The sequence below is a fragment of the Streptomyces sp. NPDC001700 genome (assembly GCF_053596435.1).
Genome location: NZ_JBSFGE010000001.1, coordinates 95,064 through 114,597 on the forward strand (window position 1 = coordinate 95,064; position 19,534 = coordinate 114,597).

General features: G+C 72.6%; 18 protein-coding genes. 6 read left to right on the plus strand and 12 right to left on the minus strand.

What is annotated here, in order from left to right; genetic code table 11:
- Window positions 1-84 precede the first annotated feature (84 nt).
- Entirely contained in the window at window positions 85-867 is a 783-nt protein-coding gene (locus ACWC5C_RS00475) for an alpha/beta fold hydrolase (RefSeq protein ID WP_450872321.1), read from the plus strand.
- On the opposite strand, the gene ACWC5C_RS00480 is transcribed toward ACWC5C_RS00475, so the two are convergent.
- From ACWC5C_RS00480 to ACWC5C_RS00505, 6 genes are all read right to left on the minus strand, one after another.
- Complete coding sequence (locus ACWC5C_RS00480) at window positions 848-1,528, minus strand: lytic transglycosylase domain-containing protein (protein ID WP_450872323.1); 681 nt, start codon at window positions 1,526-1,528, stop codon at window positions 848-850. The two genes, ACWC5C_RS00475 and ACWC5C_RS00480, sit on opposite strands and share 20 nt — an antisense overlap.
- Window positions 1,529-1,650: 122 nt before the next feature.
- On the minus strand, window positions 1,651-2,340 hold the full coding sequence (locus ACWC5C_RS00485; protein WP_450872325.1) for a DedA family protein: 690 nt from the start codon (window positions 2,338-2,340) through the stop codon (window positions 1,651-1,653).
- A 211-nt stretch (window positions 2,341-2,551) separates the two neighbouring features.
- Entirely contained in the window at window positions 2,552-3,031 is a 480-nt protein-coding gene (locus ACWC5C_RS00490) for a DoxX family protein (protein WP_450872326.1), read from the minus strand.
- Window positions 3,032-3,172: 141 nt separating this feature from the next.
- Window positions 3,173-5,209: an FAD/NAD(P)-binding protein gene (locus tag ACWC5C_RS00495; RefSeq protein ID WP_450872328.1), complete on the minus strand. Its 2,037-nt coding sequence runs from the start codon at window positions 5,207-5,209 to the stop codon at window positions 3,173-3,175.
- An 88-nt stretch (window positions 5,210-5,297) separates the two neighbouring features.
- Complete coding sequence (locus ACWC5C_RS00500; protein ID WP_450872329.1) at window positions 5,298-6,974, minus strand: alkaline phosphatase D family protein; 1,677 nt, start codon at window positions 6,972-6,974, stop codon at window positions 5,298-5,300.
- 113 nt (window positions 6,975-7,087) lie between these two features.
- Window positions 7,088-7,747 carry an HNH endonuclease family protein gene (locus ACWC5C_RS00505; RefSeq protein WP_385444791.1) on the minus strand — a complete coding sequence of 220 codons (660 nt, stop codon included), beginning with the start codon at window positions 7,745-7,747 and terminating at the stop codon, window positions 7,088-7,090.
- Between the two features lie 671 nt (window positions 7,748-8,418).
- Here ACWC5C_RS00505 and ACWC5C_RS00510 point away from each other — a divergent pair.
- Window positions 8,419-9,000, plus strand: coding sequence for a TMEM165/GDT1 family protein (locus ACWC5C_RS00510; RefSeq protein WP_450872331.1), 582 nt, complete (start codon window positions 8,419-8,421; stop codon window positions 8,998-9,000).
- 76 nt (window positions 9,001-9,076) lie between these two features.
- On the opposite strand, the gene ACWC5C_RS00515 is transcribed toward ACWC5C_RS00510, so the two are convergent.
- Window positions 9,077-9,748, minus strand: a complete 672-nt coding sequence (locus ACWC5C_RS00515) for an HAD-IA family hydrolase (RefSeq protein ID WP_450873208.1) — start codon at window positions 9,746-9,748, stop codon at window positions 9,077-9,079.
- A 189-nt stretch (window positions 9,749-9,937) separates the two neighbouring features.
- Entirely contained in the window at window positions 9,938-11,338 is a 1,401-nt protein-coding gene (locus tag ACWC5C_RS00520) for a peptidoglycan-binding domain-containing protein (protein ID WP_450872333.1), read from the minus strand.
- Between the two features lie 186 nt (window positions 11,339-11,524).
- Between ACWC5C_RS00520 and ACWC5C_RS00525 the strand changes: the two genes are divergently transcribed.
- Window positions 11,525-13,612 carry a DHA2 family efflux MFS transporter permease subunit gene (locus ACWC5C_RS00525; protein ID WP_450872335.1) on the plus strand — a complete coding sequence of 696 codons (2,088 nt, stop codon included), beginning with the start codon at window positions 11,525-11,527 and terminating at the stop codon, window positions 13,610-13,612.
- Between the two features lie 33 nt (window positions 13,613-13,645).
- On the opposite strand, the gene ACWC5C_RS00530 is transcribed toward ACWC5C_RS00525, so the two are convergent.
- On the minus strand, window positions 13,646-14,164 hold the full coding sequence (locus ACWC5C_RS00530) for a GNAT family N-acetyltransferase (RefSeq protein ID WP_450872336.1): 519 nt from the start codon (window positions 14,162-14,164) through the stop codon (window positions 13,646-13,648).
- 123 nt (window positions 14,165-14,287) lie between these two features.
- Between ACWC5C_RS00530 and ACWC5C_RS00535 the strand changes: the two genes are divergently transcribed.
- Together ACWC5C_RS00535 and ACWC5C_RS00540 are read left to right on the plus strand one after the other, a co-directional pair.
- A complete protein-coding gene (locus ACWC5C_RS00535) occupies window positions 14,288-14,944 on the plus strand; it encodes a hypothetical protein (RefSeq protein ID WP_450872338.1) in 657 nt (218 codons plus the stop codon).
- A complete protein-coding gene (locus ACWC5C_RS00540) occupies window positions 14,941-15,411 on the plus strand; it encodes a hypothetical protein (RefSeq protein WP_450872340.1) in 471 nt (156 codons plus the stop codon). Before ACWC5C_RS00535 ends, ACWC5C_RS00540 begins: the two co-directional genes overlap by 4 nt.
- 338 nt (window positions 15,412-15,749) lie before the next feature.
- On the opposite strand, the gene ACWC5C_RS00545 is transcribed toward ACWC5C_RS00540, so the two are convergent.
- The 3 genes from ACWC5C_RS00545 to ACWC5C_RS00555 all read right to left on the minus strand — a co-directional run bounded on the left by ACWC5C_RS00545 (window position 15,750) and on the right by ACWC5C_RS00555 (window position 17,924).
- Window positions 15,750-16,469: a DUF1775 domain-containing protein gene (locus tag ACWC5C_RS00545; protein ID WP_450872342.1), complete on the minus strand. Its 720-nt coding sequence runs from the start codon at window positions 16,467-16,469 to the stop codon at window positions 15,750-15,752.
- A gap of 104 nt (window positions 16,470-16,573) precedes the next feature.
- Window positions 16,574-17,182 (minus strand): sigma-70 family RNA polymerase sigma factor, encoded by a 609-nt coding sequence (locus ACWC5C_RS00550; RefSeq protein ID WP_450872344.1) that lies wholly within the window; start codon window positions 17,180-17,182, stop codon window positions 16,574-16,576.
- 58 nt (window positions 17,183-17,240) lie between these two features.
- Window positions 17,241-17,924 carry a hypothetical protein gene (locus ACWC5C_RS00555; RefSeq protein WP_450872346.1) on the minus strand — a complete coding sequence of 228 codons (684 nt, stop codon included), beginning with the start codon at window positions 17,922-17,924 and terminating at the stop codon, window positions 17,241-17,243.
- A gap of 167 nt (window positions 17,925-18,091) precedes the next feature.
- On the opposite strand from ACWC5C_RS00555, the gene ACWC5C_RS00560 reads away from it, so the two are divergent.
- Window positions 18,092-19,528: a PepSY-associated TM helix domain-containing protein gene (locus tag ACWC5C_RS00560; RefSeq protein WP_450872348.1), complete on the plus strand. Its 1,437-nt coding sequence runs from the start codon at window positions 18,092-18,094 to the stop codon at window positions 19,526-19,528.
- Window positions 19,529-19,534: the final 6 nt, after the last annotated feature.

Consider the following 19,534-nt stretch of genomic DNA (forward strand, 5'->3'; position numbering starts at 1 on the left):
TTGCCCACTTCCGCGCGAGACGCCACCGTTGTCCACCAGCGGGCGCGCGCCGCGTGCCCGCATTCGACTGGGACCGGAGGTGCCATGGGACCGCTCGTTCCACCCCTCGTTCCACCGTACGAGACCGTCGGCGAAGGCCCGCACCATGTCATGGCGGTGCACGGCTGGTTCTCGGACCGCGCCGCCTACGCCGCGATGCTGCCGCACATCGACCGGCGCGCCTTCACCTACGTACTGCCCGATCTGCGCGGCTACGGGGAGGCCCGCGACGTCCCCGGCGCGTACACCACCAGCGAGGCGGGCCGGGATCTGCTCGCGCTCGCGGACCACCTGGAGTGGGAGCGGTTCTCGTTGCTCGGGCACTCGATGGGCGGCGCTGTCGTCCAGCGCGTGCTGGCGGCGGCCCCGCACCGGGTCCGGCGGCTGGTCGGGGTGGCTCCCGTACCGGCGAGCGGGGTGCCGATGGAGGGCGAGCAGTGGGAGCTGTTCGCGTCGGCCGCCGACCGGCCCGAGTCCCGGCGCGCGATCATCGACATCACCACCGGCGGGCGCCATCCGGACGCCTGGCTCGATCTGATGGTGCGGCATTCGCTGGAGCACAGCGACGCCAAGGCGTTCCGGGCGTGGCTGGACTCCTGGGCGCTGGAGGACTTCCACGAGGATGTGGACGGCGCCGAGCTGCCGGTGCGGGTGGTGGTCGGCGCCCATGATCCGGCGCTCACCGCGGAGGTGATGCGCCGGACCTGGCTGCGCTGGTACGCCAACGCCGACCTGGTCGAGCTGGCCTCGGCGGGGCACTACCCCGCCGACGAGACGCCGCTGGAACTCGTCCGGGCCGTGGAGGACTTCATAGCCGCGGGCGGCTAGCCCGTGGGGAGAGCGCGGAAAGCGGGGACGGAGGCCGCGGGGAGGGCGAGGCGGAGGCGGAGGGTGAGGCGCTGCGGGCGCGCTCGCGCTTCGCCTCGCTCCGCTGGTAGACCGTCTCGCTCTTCCGGTACTTGGGCAGCAGCGTGTTGATGATCTTGTCGACGTAGCCGCGGGTCTCGTGGATGGTCGGGACGCCGCGCGCCCTGAGCACCGCGCCAGGCCCGGCGTTGTACGCGGCCAGGGCGAGCCGGGTCCGGTTGCCGGGCAGCTCCTCGACCACGCCGTACAGATGGCACATGTAGTGGGCCTGCGAGGGGATCGCGTCCCGGGGCTCCCAGATGTCGGCCTTGCCGTCGCCGCTGCCGTCCCGCCCCCACTCCTTCCAGGTGTCCGGGGCGAACTGCGAGATGCCCTGGGCGTGTCCGGAGTCCGCGTCAGGCCGCCAGTTGCTCTCCGCGTGGATCTGCGCGGCCAGCAGCGGCACGCTCAGCGGGGCGCAGACCTTCGCCGCCCGCTCCACGATCGGACGCCGGGCGTCCGGGATGACGGGCAGCTTGGGCTCGGAGGGCGTCATGATCTGCCGTACGACGAGGACGGCGGCGATGACCAGCGCGAGGCCGGCGACGAACGCCGCGAACATCCCGGCGGCACGGCTCAGCACGCGGGGACCGGGAGGACGAAGTGACGCATGGGACGCATGAGTCGCATGGGGAGGACCGTAACGGCTATTCCGGGGTGATCCGTAATCGGCCGCACACGTAGCCCTTGCGGGCCTTACATCCCCTACGGAGCCGGAGCCGGAGCCGGAGCCGGGACCGTGGCCATCGGGGCCGCGAGCGGCCCGGCCTCGTCCTCGGCCGGACGCTTCATCACATACGCCGCGCCCGCGCCCGCCGCGAACAGGGCGAGGACCGACACCGCCGTGCCCAGCCAGCTGGCGCCGAGCCACTGGCCGCCGACGTACCCGAGCGCCACGCTGTACGCGGCCCAGGCGAGACCGGCCACCACCGACCAGGGCAGGAATTCCGTCACCCGACGGTGTGCCGCGCCCGCGCTCAGGCTGACGACCGACCGCCCGGCGGGGGCGAAGCGCGCTATGACGACGAGCGGTCCGCCGCCGCGCACCAGCGCGGTGCCCAACTTCTCCTGGGCCGAGGTGAGTCGGCGGGAGCGGGCGATGGCCCGGTCGAGCCGGTCGCTGCCGCGCCAGGCCAGCCGGTAGGCGACCATGTCGCCGAGGACGGACGCGGTCGCCGCGCACAGCAGCAGGGCGAACATCTCGGGGAAGTCGGCCGCGTCGGCCTGGCGCACCACGCCGACCGGGTCGACGGTGGTTCCGGCGGCGGCGGTGGCGGCCGTGATGACGAGGAAGCCGCTCGGCAGGACGGGCAGAAAGACATCGAGCAGGACCGAAGCCGCGATGACTGCGTAGATCCATGGGGTGTTGGTCAGCAGCCCCAAATGTTCCAACAACGTTCTTCTCCCGATCCCGTTCCCCCGCCGCCGCGTCCTCGTCCGCGTGGAGCGGGCGGGAGCGGCCTTACAGCCATACAGCGTACGCCTGTGACGATCGAGGATACCGGTAAGGGGTGACGATGCTGTTCGAATCACGCCATGCGGGGCACGTGACCCCGCATGGCGCGATTCACCGCAAGTTCACGGTCGTGTTACGGCGACCCGTCGGTCAGACCGCGCTCGGCTGGCGCCGCGGCTCGGCCGCCGCCGAGGCCGTACGGGACGAACCGAAGATGCGGTCCAGCGCCCAGGGGCCCGGGCCGGTGAAGACGAGGAGCAGGAACGCCCAGCAGAACATGGCCGAGGCCTCGCCGCCGTTCTGGAGCGGCCACAGCTTCTCCGGCTGGTGCTCGTGGAAGTACGCGTAGGCCATCGAGCCCGAGCAGATGAACGCGGCGACGCGGGTGCCGAGGCCGAGCATCACCAGGGCGCCGCCGACGAGCTGGATCACCGCGGCGTACCAGCCGGGCCAGGTGCCCGCTTCGAGGGTCTTGCCGGTGCCCATCGCGCCGCCCATCCAGCCGAGCAGCGACGAGGCGCCGTGGCAGAAGAAGAGCAGGCCGACGACGATCCGGAAGAGGGAGAGTGCGTACGGTCTGCCGCTGTCCAGCAGGCCTTCGAGTGAGCGTGGAGAGGTGTCGGGGGACATGAGGGGATTGCTCCTTGTTCCTGGGGACGGAGAAACAACGGACCGACAGGTTAGGTTCCCCTCATCTTTTGTTGCAAGTTCAAGAACCTGCCAATGTGAGGGCCCGGGAAGGGGCTTCGGGGCCGTGCCTGGGGCTGCTCCTCAGAGCCCAACGGCGCACATCGGCGCGGTTTTCCGGCGCGGTTCGGGTGTCGTGACGAGGCTCAGCGCGGCCCGCGCCACCGCGTCCGTGTCGCACAGCGTGACCGAATTCACGCCGGGACGCGCCCCCGCCGCCGTCACCCAGTGGACGCCCTCCGTCGGCACGCCGACCGCGAACCGGCGCGGATGCGGCCGTCCCTGAGCGTCCACGACACGGAAGGGGGCCGGGGTGACGTCCAGTCCGCCCGTCTCGTAGCCGTCCACCCGGTGCGGTCGGCACTGCCCGGAGCGGAACAGTCCGTTCAGCAGCGGGTCGGCGGTGCGGCGCAGATCCGGTTCCGGAAGCCGCGCCTCGATCAGGGTCCGGGCGATCACCGCAGGGCCGGGGATGAGCGTCGAGCGGGCGGTGAACCCGGATTGGCCTGACGGCCCATCAGGTGTTTTGGACGTGACGTCCAGACCCGGACCAAGGATCTCCAGCACCCCCGCCTCGATCAGCGCGGCCATCTCCTCGATCCGGCGGCGCGGCGGGCCGATCGACAGGAACGCGTTCAGCGGGGTGTACCAGCGGTCGAGATGGGTCCGCCGCGAGGACCCGGTGAGCCCGCCGTGGTCGACGATCTGCCGCACCTCGTTACGGAGATCGCGCAGGACGTCGAGCGCCGCCTTGACCGGACCGGTCACATTGCCGAGCCGGGCGTGGGCCGCGTCCGCGCGCGCGTAGGCCAGCAGCCACCGCCGGAAGGCGTCACGCGTGGTGAACTTTTGTTCGCGGTGGGGCTGCGAGATCGTCTCCCAGCACCAGCGCCCGGTTGCCGGGATACCGAACGCCAGCAGCACCTCGGCCTCTTCGGCCGACCCGTGCGACGTGGCCAAAAAGTGACGCCGGAAGTGCGGTGGGGCGCCCGGGCTTTGGCGGGACAGCAGAGCCTCGTAGTAGACGGTTTCGGCCTCCTTCGCCACCAGCGGCCACACCTCCGTGAGGAAGTCCGGCGGATCGCCGGATTCCGCCCGCTTGCGGAAGCCGCCGAGGACGTCCGGGGTCAGCAGCAGCGGGGTGTGACGGCCGTGCGCGCCCTTCGCGTTGTCGCCGCGCGCGTGGTACGGAATGCCGCGCCGCGAGCCCGCGAACAGCCGTGGCTCGCGGCCGGAGGGGTGGTAGACCAGCCCGTCGGCGACAGCGCGGAACGAACCGCCGCGGCCCTCGGTGAGCAGCGCCATGTGGTCGAAGAAGTTGAGGCCGAGGCCGCGGAGCAGTACGGGCTCACCGGGCGCGATGGGTGACAAGTCGACATCGGCGGGGTTGGCGGGCGGGTAGTAGCGCAGCCCGTACCGGGCCGCGTGGGCGCCGAGCCGTCGCTCCGTCTCGTCGGGGGTGCGGGGCAGATGACCCTGGGCCAGAACGACGGCGCGCAGTCCACCGAGGCGCGTGCCGTCGTCGAGGGCCAGGCTCTGGGTGCCGTCCGCCGCCTCCGCCAAGCCGATGGCGCGGGCCGGGTGCGGGCGGACGGTGACGGCGTCCGGAGCGGTACGGACGACCTCGGCGAACACCCACTCCAGGTAGCGGCCGTAGAGGGCGCGGCTCGGATAGTCGTCGGGGCCGAGGGACGGAGCGGGGGCGTCGTCGCCGGGGGTGCCGGTGCCGGGGATGCCGTGGCCGGGAGTGCCGGTGCCGGTGCCGTGGCCGGGAGTGCCGGTGCCGTGGCCGGTGGCCCACTCGTACAGGCTCGGCCCGGTGCGTATCGGGCCGTCGCACTCGACGCTCTCGTCGGTGAACAGGGTCACCTGCGAGGCGACGGTGTTCATCAGCAACTCGCCCGGCTGCGCCGTCCGCCACACCCGTCCCGCGCCCGGCGGGGACGGGTCCACGAGGTGCACGGTCAGCCGGGTCCCGGGCGTCAGCTCCGGCGCGGAGGCGCAGAGGCGCTCCAGCACGCTGGTGCCACGGGGACCGGCCCCGACGATGGCTATGGCGTGGGGGTCTCCGGCCAAGGTGTTTCTCCCGGGGCAGATGTGACGCAGGATTTCGCCCATCATGCCGTTCGCTCCCCGGGTTTCCACCCGCGGGCCGGAACGTCTCCCTCCGTTGTGTCCTGTATCACTCCGGCGAGCGCCCGCGAGGGCTCTACGGCCAGGACGTCCGCAGCGGGGTGGTCAGACGAGGTTCCGGGGCGTCGGCCGCCTGGACGGCCTGGTCCAGGCGCAGCCGCGCGGTTCTGCCCTGGAGCGTCAGCGTCATCAGCTGGTTGCCGAACCAGGGGCCGCCGGTCTTGCGCCAGCTCAGCCGGGGCTTCGGGACGCGGCCGTGGCGGGTGAAGAGGCGGCCCAGCGCGCGGCCCGCCCGGCTCCAGCCGAAGCGGAAGCCGAGGCGGATCGAGGCGTGGATGCTGTTGTGCACCGGGGAGCAGGTCAGCTGGCGGACCTCGCTGACCGGGCGGCGCGGCCAGCGGGACCAGTCCGGTTCGGCGATGTACGCGTGGTGCACATCGCCCGACAGCACACTGATCGTCGCGGGCGCGTCAGGACCCTCGCCGACCTCGGCGATCAGATCGGTCAGGGCGTCGAAGGACTCGGGGAAGGCGGCCCAGTGCTCCAAGTCGCCGCGCTGCCGCAGATCCTCGCCGATCCGCGCCCAGCGCGCCCCGCGCCGCCCGCCGCACACCGAGGCGTTCCACGCCTCCACGTCATGGACGAAGTGCGGCAGCAGCCAGGGCAGCGAGGTGCCGATGAGGAGGTGGTCGTACGATCCGGCCCGGTCCAGGGCCTGCTGCCGCACCCAGGCCAGCTCCTTGTCGTCCACCATGGCCCGCGCGCCCTCGCCCAGTACCCGGGCGCCGCGCGTGTCGACCATCAGCAGCCGCACCGGGCCGAAGTCGCGGCGATAGCTCCACCGGGTGTACGAGGGGTCGGCGTCGGCCCGGGAGGCGAAGGCCCGCAGCGCCTCCGTGCCGTCCTCGGTGTCCCGCACCGCCGCGAACAGGCCGTCGGCGGCGAGTTCGGCGGGGGAGAGGTTGCCCAGGTGCTGGTGCACCCAGTACGACATCAGACCGCTCAGGATGCGCTCGCGCCACCACGGGGTGGTGCGCATCCGGTTCAGCCACGCCTCGCTGGTGTTCCAATCGTCTATCACGTCGTGATCATCGAAGATCATCAGGCTGGGCACGGTGGACAGCAGCCACCGCACCTCGGGGTCGAGCCAGGACTCGTAGTACAGCCGCGTGTATTCCTCGTAGTCCGCGACCTGGTCGCCCGGCGGCTCCGACAGATCGCGGCGTTCGGCGAGCCAGCGGCGGGTCTCCTCGGATGTCTCATCCGCGTACACCTGGTCGCCCAGCAGGACGAGCACATCGGGGCGCGGGGCGTCGGACGAGGTGGCGAGGGTGTGCGCGAGGGTGTCCAGCGCGTCGGGCCCCACCGGGTCGTGCGAGGCGTCGGACGGCGGCGCGGCCCACCGGCAGGAGCCGAAGGCGACGCGGACGGGCTCAGGATCATCAGCCGGGCCATCGGACACGTGGGGCGTACGGATCGTGGAATCCGGGAAGCGGGAGTCCGGCAGCGGCCACACCTGCTCGCCGTCCAGCAGCACCCGGTACGCCGTCTCACCGCCCGGCCGCAGCCCGGTGACCGGGATCAGCGCGTAGTGATGCCCGGCGATCTGCCAGGTGCGGGCCGTGCCGCCCGCGCCGTCGGCGCAGCGCACCTCGGCCTCGCAGGGCCGGTCGGCCTCCACCCAGACGGTCGCGTCCGTCCCCGTCTCCCAGTCCACGTGCCGCAGCAGTGGTCCCAGGCGCAGCCCGGCCATCCGGCCCTCCTCCGTCGCTCCGCGTTCCGTACCGTACGCCCGTACGGTACGGACGGCGTCGTAAGGTACGGAACGACGGGGGCGGCGTCGCGGTTCCGCTGGTCGTCAGCCGATCAGCAGCTGTTGAGGATGCCGCTCAGCGCGGACTTCTCCGCCGAGTCGACGCTGAGCTTGTAGGTGGACTTCACCGAGACCCACATGCGCGCGTACATGCAGTGGTACGAGGACAGCGGCGGCAGCCACTTGGCCGGGTCCTTGTCGCCCTTGGCCTGGTTGACGTTGTCCGTCACGGCTATCAGCTGCGAGTGGGACAGGTCGTTGGCCAGCTCCTGGCGCTGGGCGGTGGTCCAGCTGCTGGCGCCGGACTTCCATGCCTCGGAGAGCGGGATCACGTGGTCGATGTCCACGTCGGAGGCCGCGGTCCAGGACTCGCCGTCGTACGCGGACTTCCAGGTGCCGCTGGTGGCGGCACAGCTGGAGTCGGTCTGGACGTTCGTACCGTCCCGCTTGAGGACTACCTCGCGGGTATTGCAGGCGCCGCTCTGGGTGATCCAGTGCGGGAACTTGTCCCGGCTGTAACCGTCGGACGACCCCTCGGCCTTGACCGTCAGGGCGGCCAGCTGGGTGCGGGCGGTGGCGGCGCTCGGCGGGGTGGGCGGGGCCGCTTGGGCGGAGGGTCCGCTGAGTACCAGCGTGCCCAGCAGCCCGGCGAACCCGCCGAAGACGGCGGCGCGACGCGCGTAGACGCGCCGGCGGTCATGCATGTGCGACATGCGAACTCCCTAGGAGTGGGGGGTCGTTGGCCACGGCAACGGGGCCATCGTGGTGGCGCCAGATGTCGGTGGGGCGGGCGCCAGGTAACAGAGTGGCGACGCGGTCATGTCAACGCAAGGGGCTTCCGCAAGTGGAGGGGTGGCGGTTGCGCTCCGGCGCCGCCGTCGCCCGCCGCGGCGGGGCCGTGTGCCACCGGTCCGCCCCCTCGCGCCGCCCCCGCGCCGCCACCGGTCGTGCCTGGTGGCGGACCCGCGGGCGGTCGCGCCGGAGGTGTCCCGTAGGCTGGTCGGCAGCAGAAGGGGAGTAGCTCCTCGCCGGACCGTCGACATACTGCCCGCCCCCTAGGCCCTGCCCGACGGATCTTCGCGGGGCCCCGACGCCTGGCACCGCGCCTCGCTGCGTTGTCGGAGTCGTCCGAGTACGCCCAGTACGAGGACGATCCTCCGCCTTGCGATGCACGGCACCAGACGCCGCGGCCTGATCCACGAAGACCCGACGGACAGGACCTAGAGGTGCGAGCCGGCGCCCGGAGCGTACGAGGCCACCGCCGCATCGGGCGAGGCGCGTACGCCAGCGAGACCTTCGGCCGCAGTGTCCGACGCTGCCGTGCCGAAGCGACCCCTTTCCCCGGGCCCCTCGGTGCGGCCCGACCCTAAGAGGTATCCAGCCCGTGTTCAGCTTCACCGTCGCCGCCGTGGTCTTCGGCGTCGTCTTCCTCGCCGAGCTGCCCGACAAGACCGCCCTGGCCGGGCTGATGCTCGGCACCCGCTACCGCGCCTCGTACGTCTTCGCGGGCGTCGCCGCCGCCTTCGCCGTCCATGTCGGGATCGCCATCGCGGCGGGCAGCGTGCTCGGGCTGCTGCCGCACCGGCTGCTCCAGACGATCGTCGGCCTGCTCTTCCTCGGCGGCGCGGCGATGCTGCTGCTGAAGAAGGACGAGGATGAGGAGGAGATCACCAAGCCCGCCGACCAGTCGTTCTGGAAGGTCTCCGGGGCGGGCTTCATGCTGATCCTGGTCGCCGAGTTCGGCGATCTCACCCAGATCATGACCGCCAACCTCGCCGCCCGCTACGAGGACCCGGTGTCGGTCGGCGTCGGCGCGGTGCTGGCCCTGTGGGCGGTCGCGGCGCTGGGCATCCTGGGCGGCCGCACCCTGATGAAGTACGTACCGCTGCGGCTGATCACGAAGGTCGCGGCGCTGGTGATGCTGGCGCTGGGCGGCTTCAGCCTGTACGAGGCCGTGGCGGCGTAGACGGCGTAGACGGCGTAGACGGCGTGAGAAGGCTGAGCGGCCCGGTCCCGTAGGCGTATACGGGCGCGGGCCGCGCTCAGTCGGCGACGTCAGCGACGTCCGCGAGGTGCAGCCGCAGGCCCTCGTCGCCGGGCAGTGCCTCGACCCGCAGCTGTGCCAGGTCCCGTACGTGGGCGTCCGGCGCGTGGGCCGCGGCGCGCGGTCCGACGCCGACCACGCGCATCCCGGCCGCCCGGCCCGCCGCGATGCCGACTTCCGAGTCCTCGAAGACCACGCAGTCCCGCGGCGCGAAGCCCAGTTCGGCGGCGCCCTTCAGGAAGCCCTCCGGGTCCGGCTTGCTCGCCCCGACCCGCTCCGCCGTCACCAGGACGGTGGGCAGCGGCAGTCCGGCCGCGCCCATCCTGGCCCGGGCCAGGCCGTCGTCGGCGGAGGTGACGAGGGCGTGCGGCAGATCGGCGAGCGCGGCCATGAAGGCGGGTGCGCCGGTGATCGGTACGACGCCGTCGAGGTCGGCGGTCTCCCGTTCGAGCATCCACCGGTTGTCGGCCAGGTTCTGCTCCACGGGCCGGTCCGGCAGCAGGGCCGCCATGGTGGCGTGCGCCTGGCGGCCATGGACCACCTGGAGCACCTCGGCCGGGTCCATCCCCTGCTCGGTGGCCCAGATCCGCCAGTAGCGCTCGACCACGGCGTCCGAGTTGACCAGCGTGCCGTCCATGTCGAGCAGCAGGGCGCGGGCGGTGAGCGGCATGGGGGACTCCAGGGCGCGGCGGGAGGCGGGCAGGACGCGGGCAGGCCAAAGAGACACAAGTGGCTCCGCCCGCCGGTCAGGGAAAACGGGCGGAACCACTTTGTTCCTCTACGATACAAAGCGGCCCGCCCGTACGCCAGGGGCGGGGGGTGTCTTTCGACACCCACCCGTCTCGCGCTCGACGTCGGTCTACGGTTCGTCGGTCCGGGATTCGAGGTCGAGGCGGGTGTTCTCGCCGTAGACGCCCTCCGGGTCGTCCTCGATGCCGTACCGGTCCTGGTACGCCGCGACCGCGTCCTTCAGCCCGTCGTCGTACTTGCCGTCCGCGATGCCGATGTACATCAGCAGCTGGGTCAGCCGCTTCTGCAGCTCCTCGACCTCGGCCCCGCTGTCACCCTCGCTGAGCACCGGCGGGCCGGTGGGCTCGGGAGTCTTCGGGGGCTCGCTGGTCGGCGGCTTGGTCGGCTCCTTCGTCTTCTCCGGTGAGCTGGGCGTGCCCGGGTCCTCCGGCGTCTGCGGGGTGGTCGGGCGGTTGGTCGTGGGCGGCGCCGCGGGCGTAGTCGGCGCCGGTGGGGCCACCCGGTTCTGGCTCCGGCTCGTGCTCGGCGGCTTCGCCGGGGACGGCGGGGAGCTGGGCTTCTTCTTCTTGGTCGGCGGGGAGCTGCTGGGCGGGGTGGCGCCCTCGTCCTCGGCCGGCGGCAGGTCCGGGGTGCTGGTCTGCGTATCGGCGAGCGCGCCGTCGCTGCGCTTGCCGCTGTCCCTGTTCCCGCCGAGCAGGCCGGTGGTGAAGGCCAGCGTTCCGGCCACGACCACCGCGGCGGCCCCCGCGACCGCCGTGGCGACGGGCTTGCGGCGGTTCTTGCGGTGGCGGCCGCCGTCGTCGTCGGCGCTGCTGAGGGTCTCGTCGTGGGGCCGGTCGGTCCCGCCGCCGCGTCCCGCTCCCTTGAAGGCGGCTGCCTTGACGCCGTCCCCGGCGGCTCCCGGCGCGTCGCTGTCGCGACGGCCCGCCGCGGTGATGCGGTCGATCACCCGGGTGCGGTCGACGGGCCCTCCGGGGGTGATGCGGTCGACCGGGGTGATGGGCGCGATGCGGTCGATCACCTGGGTCTCGTCGGCGGCGTTCCCCTCCGCGCCGGGCCGCGCCGCGGACTGCGGTCCGGACTGCGGTCCGGGCTGCGATGTGGGCCCCTGGCCGTGCCGCGGTCCGGCTTCCGCCGCGGCGGCTTCCGCCGGTCCGGGTTCCGCCTCGGCCTTCGCCTTGCGGAAGAACTTCCCGACGTCGCGCGGACGGGGCCCGCCCGAGCGGTCGCCGGAGAGCCTGAGGTACGGACGTACGGCGCGCGGCTGGCCGTCGGCCTGCGGGGTGCGAGCCGCCCGTCGGGCCGCCCGTCCGCCGGTCGCCCGGGCGTCGGTGGTCTGACCGTCGGTGGTCTGACCGTCGGTCGTCTGGTCGTCGGTGGTCTGCGAACTGTGTACGCCGGTCACGGGGCCGGTCGCCCGGCCCGTCGTGGTGGCGCGTGCGCCGCACGCACAACTGGCTCGGCCCGCGCGGACCGGCGCGTAGCAGTGCGGGCAGGAATCTGCCGTCACGTAATTTCCCTCCCTGTATTTCGCTGCGATTATGCGCATCTGATCGGCTTCCGCGCATGCGTTCGTCGTCAGGGGAGGTGCGGGTCACGTCACGGACGAACCGGCCCGGCCGACCGTAACAGGGCATAAAGGGCGCGTTGGGGTGAGGATGGGAGGGCGAGCAGCCGAGGAGTCCGAGGAGTCGTCATGGCGCAGGACGCCGGTCGCCCGACTCCGGTCCCGGACCCCGTGGTGCCGGGCCCCGAGGAGGGCGGGCCGAAGCGCACGGTCCTGGTGGCCATCGGCGCGCTGCTGCTCGGCATGCTGCTCGCGGCGCTCGACCAGACCATCGTCTCCACCGCGCTGCCGACCATCGTCAGCGACCTCGGCGGTCTCGACCATCTGTCCTGGGTGGTGACCGCGTATCTGCTCGCCTCCACCGCCGCCACCCCGCTGTGGGGCAAGCTCGGCGACCAGTACGGGCGCAAGAAGCTCTTCCAGGCCGCGATCGTCATCTTCCTGGCCGGGTCGGCGCTGTGCGGGCTCGCCCAGGACATGGGGCAGCTGATCGCCTTCCGCGGGCTCCAGGGGCTGGGCGGCGGCGGGCTGATCGTGCTGTCGATGGCCATCGTCGGCGATATCGTCCCGCCCCGTGAACGCGGCCGCTACCAGGGGCTCTTCGGCGCCGTCTTCAGCTGCACCAGTGTGCTGGGGCCGCTGCTCGGCGGGCTCTTCGTCGACCAGCTCAGCTGGCGCTGGGTGTTCTACATCAACATCCCCGTCGGCGTCGTCGCGCTCCTCGTCATCGCCTCCGTCCTGCACATCCCGGTCGGCCGCACCCGCCACACCATCGACTACCTCGGCACCGTCCTCATCGCCGGGGTGGCCGCCACGCTGGTGCTGATGGCCTCGCTCGGCGGCGTCAGCTTCGGCTGGGGGTCCTGGCAGATCCTCGGGCTCGGGGCGCTCGGCGTCGTCCTGCTGATCGCGTTCGTGCACGTGGAGCGGCGGGCCGCCGAACCGGTGCTGCCGCTGAAGCTCTTCCACAGCCGCACCTTCACGCTCTGCGCGGTGATCGGCTTCGTCGTCGGCTTCGCGATGTTCGGCAGCATGATCTATCTGCCGACCTTCCTCCAGGTCGTCCAGGGCGTCTCGCCGACCCTCTCCGGCGTCCATATGCTGCCGATGGTCCTCGGCATGCTGCTGTGCTCCACCGTCTCCGGCGAACTGGTCAGCCGCACCGGCCGCTACAAGGTCTTCCCGATCCTGGGCACCGCGGTGACCGGCATCGGGCTGCTGCTCCTGCACCAGCTGCGCGCGACCAGCGGGGTCGTCGAGACCAGCGTCTACTTCTTCGTCTTCGGCTGCGGCCTCGGACTGGTCATCCAGGTGCTGGTGCTGATCGTGCAGAACTCGGTGAGCTACCAGGACCTGGGCGTCGCCACCTCCGGCGCGACCTTCTTCCGCTCCATCGGCGCGTCCTTCGGCGTGTCCGTCTTCGGCGCGATCTTCGCGGGCAACCTCACCCCCAAGATCGCCGACGCGCTCGCCGGGCGGCCGCTGCCGCCCGGCATCACCCCCGCCGGGCTCGCCGCCGACCCCCGCGCCCTCGGGCGGCTGCCACCGGGGGACCGGGCGGGGGTGGTGCAGGCGTACGCCTTCTCCATCACCGACGTGTTCCTGTACGCGGTCCCGGTCGTGCTGCTCGCCTTCGTCCTCGCCTGGTTCCTGCGGGAGGAGCCGCTGCGGGCCAGCGTCACCGCGCCGGAGGGCGGCGAGATACTGGCCAGCAACCCCGTCGAGCGCTCCTCGTACGACGAGTGCGCGCGCGCCCTGTCGCTGCTGGGCAGCCGCGAGGGCCGCCGCAGGATCTACGTCGACATCACCGAGCGGGCCGGGTTCGACCTGCTCCCGGCCGCCAGCTGGATGCTGCTGCGCATCCGCCACTACGGCTCGGTCGAGCCCGCCGTGCTGGCCGAGCGCACGCCCGTACCGCTGCGGGCCATCACCGGCGCGGCGCGCCAGATCGAGGAACGCGGGCTCGGCGTGCGCTACGGGCTCGACCTGACCCTGACCCCCAGGGGCCGGGAGGTCGCGGACCGCCTCTTCCGCGCGCGCGAGGCGTCGCTGGCCGAGCTGCTGGGCGACTGGTGGTCACCGGACCGGCCGACGGATCTGGTCGAGCTGGTGGACGAGCTGTCGCGGGAGATGTGCGGCTGCGACGCGGAGCGGCCGTGGCGCCGGGAGTCGCCGGGGCGCCGGGAGCCGCCGGGGCGCCGGGAGTCGCCGGGGTGAGCCGTACGGCGTCGTTCCGCCGTACGGCGTCCCTCAAGCGAGGTCCTTGGCCATCCACACTTCGGCGTACGGCCCCTCGCTGAACGCCGGTACGTCCCGGTAGCCGTGGCGTGCGTACAGCGCCCGCGCCTCGACCAGATCGCGCCGGGTGTCCAGCACGATCCGTACGACGCCCAGGCGCCCCGCAGCGCTCTCCACGGCCGCGAGCAGCGCGGCGCCCCCGCCGAGTCCGCGCTTGCCGGGGCGCAGGAACACCCGCTTCAGCTCCCCGGTACGGCTCTCCCGGCCATCCTTCCGGCGCAGCCCCGCGCATCCGGCCACCTCGCCGTCGTGACACGCCACCAGCAGTACCCCGTCCGGCGGGGCCAGGTCGTCGCTGGGCATCTCGCGCAGCGCCCGCTCGACCTCCCCGGACGTCGCGTCCCGCCCCTCATGGAGCCGGTAGTAGCGGTCGGCCACATCGGTCATGTACTCGCGCAGCAGCGCGGCCGCGACCGGGTCGGTGACGGGCCGTGCGGCGACGGTCCAGGGCGTACGGGGCATGAGCGGCATCCTGGCACCCGCCGGTCGGCGAGCGCATCGCCAATTGCCGCAGTTTGAGTGCGGGGGAGTGGGCTACCCGGCGTCGTAGAGCCCCCGAACAGCGGGGCACCTGCGGGAAGGCAGAAGCAGACCATGTCAACTGGCGCGATCATCATCGTGGTTGCCGCTGCGGTCGTCCTGGCGACCGTGCTCGCCGCGGGCATCGTACGTGCGCGTGGGGGCGGCGGGAAGAATGCTCTGCGACGCCACTTCGGGCCCGAGTACGACCTGAACGTCGCCGAGCACGCGGGCGACACCAAGGCGGCGGAGCGCGAACTCGGCGACCGGCTGCGACGGTACCGCGATCTCAAGACCGAACCCCTCCCCGGCGAGCTGCGCGAGCGCTACCTGGCCGAATGGGTGGGCACCCAGGAGCAGTTCATCGAGTCCCCGGAGCACGCGGTGGCCGGGGCCGACCAGCTGCTCGCCCGTCTCGCGCGGGACCGTGGCTATCCGTCGGACCGCTACGAGGAGCAGGTGGCGGCGCTGTCCGTGCACCACGCGGACTGTGTGCAGGGCTACCGGCAGCTCCACGTCGCGGCCGCCCGCGCCCGTGAGGGCCGGGCCGACACCGAGGAGCTGCGCGAGGCCGTGGTGCACGCCCGGCCGTTCTTCGAGGAGCTGGTGAAGCCGCCCCATCACGCGTCCGACGGGCACGAGGGGCACAGCGGGATGCCGGGGAAGACCGGGCGGACCGGGCGGAGCCGGAAGTCCCACGGCTGGCACATCGGGAAGGCCGGTGCGCGATGACGGACAACGTCCCGGAGCGGAACCAGGGCCTGGAGACGGACCACGGCCCCGAGCACAACAACGGCCACCGCCGCCACGGCCTGGAGAAGCACGAAGTGCCGCCGCTGGGTGGGGCGATGGGCGGTACGGGCGGTACGGGCGGTACGGAGGCCACGGGCGGTACGGAGATCACGGGCACCCCGGACGGGCCCGGCTTCCCCGTCCTGCCGACGAGCGAGCACGACAAGCTGAACCAGCGTCTGCGGTACGCGGTCAGTGGCTTCGTGGATGCCCCGCGCGGCTCGGTGGAAGAGGCGGACGCGCTGCTCGAAGAGATCTCGGCCCGGCTGGTCGACCTCCTCGCCGAACGCCGCCACACCCTCCGCGCCGCCTGGCACGAAGGCGCCGCGGGCACCGCGGAGACGGAGGAGCTGCGCCTGGCCATGCGCGGCTACCGCAACGTTCTGGAGCGGCTGCTCACCATGTGAGCCCTCCGTCTCCCCTCCAGGGCCGCCGCCCGGACATCGCTCCGGGCGGCGGCCTGCGGCGGTCAGCTGCGGTATCGCGCCGGACGCCGTCGACGACGACGCCTCGATGGGGTTCCTGGCCCCCTTCGGCCACGAGGACGCCGCCGCGGTCAGCGGGCCGCGCCCGTGCGTGGCCCATACACCTGTCCTGCCATCCAGAGGTTCCTCACCCGTGCCCGAGCTTTCGCACTTGTCCTATCTCCCCCGACGGGCTCCCTCACTCAGGGCGGCGCCGATTCGTTCGTCATCTGCTTCAAGAAGAACGCGTAGCCCCCAAGCCGCCCCGGGAGCTGCCCCGGTCAGGACGAGCGGCGCTGCTTGAACACCCATATGCCCGCGCCCGCGACGATCAGGACGCCGATGCTGATGCCGATCGCGGTCGCGGCGCCCGCGTTGCCGCTGCTCTTCTCCTCGTCCGCCTTCTTCGTCGTCCCGTCCGACGCCTTGTCGGAGGCCTCGTCCGCGGTGTCCTTCGACGGGGACGAGGACGGGGACTTGGACGGTTCGGACGGCTTCGACGGCTTGGATCCGGGGGCCGCCGCCTTGAGTTCGAGGACCGGGGCGGGCTCCTCCGGTTCCGGGCCGTCGCTGGGCAGTTCGATCCAGCGCGAGACCTTGCCGTCGCTGTAGGTCTCGATGGTCTTGAACGCCAGTGACTTCGCGTCGGGCAGCTGCCGCACTTTGATCTTGTGGACGGCGTTCGTCCCCACGGCCAGCTTCGGACCGCTGAGGGTGTAGCCGTCCTCCGTGGGCTTCATCTTCCAGTCCTTGGGCGCCTCGTCCAGCGTGACGTCTCCCGGCGCGATGCCTTCGGGCAGCACCACGCGTACGTCGGTGAAGCCGCCGGACTCCGACTCGGCCTCGCCGGTGAAGGTGAGGACGACGTCCTTGGCCAGCGCCTGCGGGTTGGAGGCCGTGACCTCGGCGTGGGCGGACGCGGGGCCCGCGAAGGCGATCGTCGCGACGATCGCGGCGGCGCTCACGGCACCGAGACGGCGCATCGTGCGGACAGTTGACATCGGACAGACTCCTCAAAACAGATGACAGATAGTGAAATCTGTCAGCGGTCAGCTGCTATCGGTCAGCTGCTATCGGTCAGGCGTTATCGGGCAGCGGTCAGCGGTCAGCCGCAGGACGGTACGGGGATACCCCGCTCCGCCGTCGCGGGCTCTTCCGCCGCCCGCAGCAGCGCGGTCATGTGCTCGCGGGCGCGGGACACCCGGGACCGTACGGTCCCCACCGGGCAGCCCGTGGCCGAGGCGGCGTCGGCGTAGGGGAGCCCGAGGAGCTGCGTGAGGATGAACGCCTCGCGGCGCGGGGCGTCCAGCGTCGCCAGCAGCTCGAGGAGGGCCACGCCCTCCTCGAAGCCGGGCAGCCCGACCGGCTGCGTCCGTTCGGCGACGGCCCGCCAGTCGGTCGTGTCGGCGATACGGGGGCGGGCGGCCGCGGCGCGGTAGCGGTCGGCGACCGCGCGCCGGGCGATCGACAGCAGCCAGGTGCGCGCGCAGGAGCGCCCGGCGAACCGGGACAGCCCGGCCAGCGCCCGCAGATACGTTTCCTGGGCCAGGTCGTCGGCGCCGTGCACATCGCCGCTCAGATGGACGACGAAGCGCCAGACGTCGAGATGGGTGGCGCGGATGAAGTGCTCGATGGCGTCCGCGTCGCCGTCGCGGGCGGCCAGCGCCCATGCGGTGATCTGCTGGTCGCGGTCCTGTACGAGGGCAGGGGTCATCGCCTGTTGTCCTCCGGAAGTCACGGGCTTCCGCCCGTCACCGGTCGGGACAGGCGGGTCAGATGGGCACCGGACTCGCTGGGGGACCTCTGCGGACGACCACGTAGTGGAGGAGCGCCGCGCGCAGCGCCCGCCCGGCCCCCGGCCGCGCCGGACGGCGGCGGGCGGGCAGCGGCAGGGCGTCCGCGCCGAGCAGGCGCAGGATCAGGCGCAGCGGTACGTAGACGGCGGCCGCGAGCGTACGGCCCAGCCGGAACGCGGCGGCCTCGCCGCGCCACAGCCACAGCCCGCACACCAGCGCGGCCAGGGCGTGGGCCAGCAGCATGCCGGGGGTGATGCCGCCCGCCGCCGACGCCAGATGCGCGTCGGCCATCCCGGCCATGCCCTCCATGCCGCTCATGCCCTGCGTGCCGTGCGCGCCGTGGCCGCCGCTCATGCCTCCGGCCCCACCGTGCGCGCCATGCGCCATGGGCGCCCTCGGGAGCGGCACGGACTGCGAGAAGTGGAACAGCAGGTGCAGCACGAGCTGCGCCCCCACCGTCGCCCCGGTCACGACCGCGCCCCCGCGCTGGCGCCCGCCCAGCCACCACGCCGCGGAGGCGGTGGCGAGGAAGGCCGCGCCCAGCATCTGCCACGACACGGCTCCGCCGGACATCACCGCATGGCCCAGGGCCGCCATCACCACGCACACCACCGCGAAGATCGCGGCACGTGTCGTGCGGAGAGCTGGGCCGGGTGTCATGCCGGTCATCGTGCCAGTCGCGCCGGGTGACGGTGTGAACTCGTCCCAAGTTGATAAAACGAGCGCACATGTGGCGCAGGTCACAAAACGCGCCGGAACTCAACCCTCCTCCGCTCCGACTACTGGACGAGCACGCCTCGCACCACCCCCGATCCAGGAGGGCCGCCATGTCCACCGACGAACACGTCGCCCCGGCCGCCGATGCGGCGGGCGACGTGGCCGACCGGGAGACTTCTGCCCGCTCGGCCTGGTCCGTGTTGCGCCCCCTGGTGCTGCGGCTGCACTTCTACGCCGGTGTCCTGGTGGCCCCGTTCCTGCTGATCGCGGCCACCACGGGACTGCTGTACGCGGGCTCCTACCAGGCCGAGAAGGTCATGTACGGCCATGAGCTGCGCGTCCCGGCCGGTGACACCAAGCTGCCGCTCTCCCGGCAGATCGACGCCGCCCGCAAGGCCCACCCGGAGGGCACGATCAGCGCGGTGCGCCCGTCGCCGGACGACACCGGCACCACCCGGGTGCTGCTCTCCGGCGTGCAGGGGGTCGCCGAGGGCCACACCCGTGCCGTCTTCGTCGACCCGTACACCGCGAAGGTGCGCGGCGCGCTGGAGCAGTACGGCAGCACCGGCGCCCTGCCGCTGCGCACCTGGATCGACGAGTTCCACCGCGATCTGCACCTCGGCCAGAGCGGCCGCCTCTACAGCGAACTCGCCGCCAGCTGGCTGTGGGTGATCACCGGAGGCGGGCTGCTGCTCTGGTTCGCCCGCCGCCGCCGTAACAAGCGCGCCGCCGCAGCCGAGGCCGCCGCTCCCGCCACCGGCCGCCGCCGCACCCTCGCCCTGCACAGCGGCGTCGGCGTCTGGGTGGCGGTGGGGCTGTTCTTCCTGTCCGCCACCGGGCTCACCTGGTCCACGTACGCCGGGGCGAACGTCACCGACCTGCGCGCCGCCGTCGGCCAGACCACCCCGGCCGTGGCCTCCGGGCTCTCCGGCGAACACGCCGGTCACGGCGCCATGCCGGGGATGGACATGGGCGGTTCGGACGGCGGGCACAAGGCCACCACCGACGTGGGCTACGACGCCGTGCTGAAGGCCGCCCGGGCGAAGGGCCTCGGCGACCCGGTGGAGATCGTGCCGCCCTCGGGCCCGAGCGCCGCGTACACGGTCAGCCAGATCCAGCGCAGCTGGCCGGAGAAGCAGGACGCGGTCGCCATCGCCCCGGCCACCGGCGAGGTCACCGACACCGTGCGGTTCGCCGACTATCCGCTGCTGGCCAAGCTGAGCCGGTGGGGCATCGACCTCCACACCGGAGTCCTCTTCGGCATCGTCAACCAACTCGCCCTGGCGGCACTCGCCCTCTCCCTGATCCTGCTCATCGTGTGGGGCTACCGCATGTGGTGGCAGCGCGGCCGCACCGGCGCCTTCGGCCGCCCCCTCCCGCGCGGCACCTGGCGGCAGGTGCCGGGGTACGTCCTGGCCCCGCTGGCCGTGGGAGTCGCCGTGGTGGGCTACTACCTGCCGCTGCTGGGCATCCCCCTGGTCGCCTTCCTAGCGGTGGACATCGTGGCGGGCCGCATCGCCGCCCACCGAGCGGCCCAGCGCGCCTGAACGCGA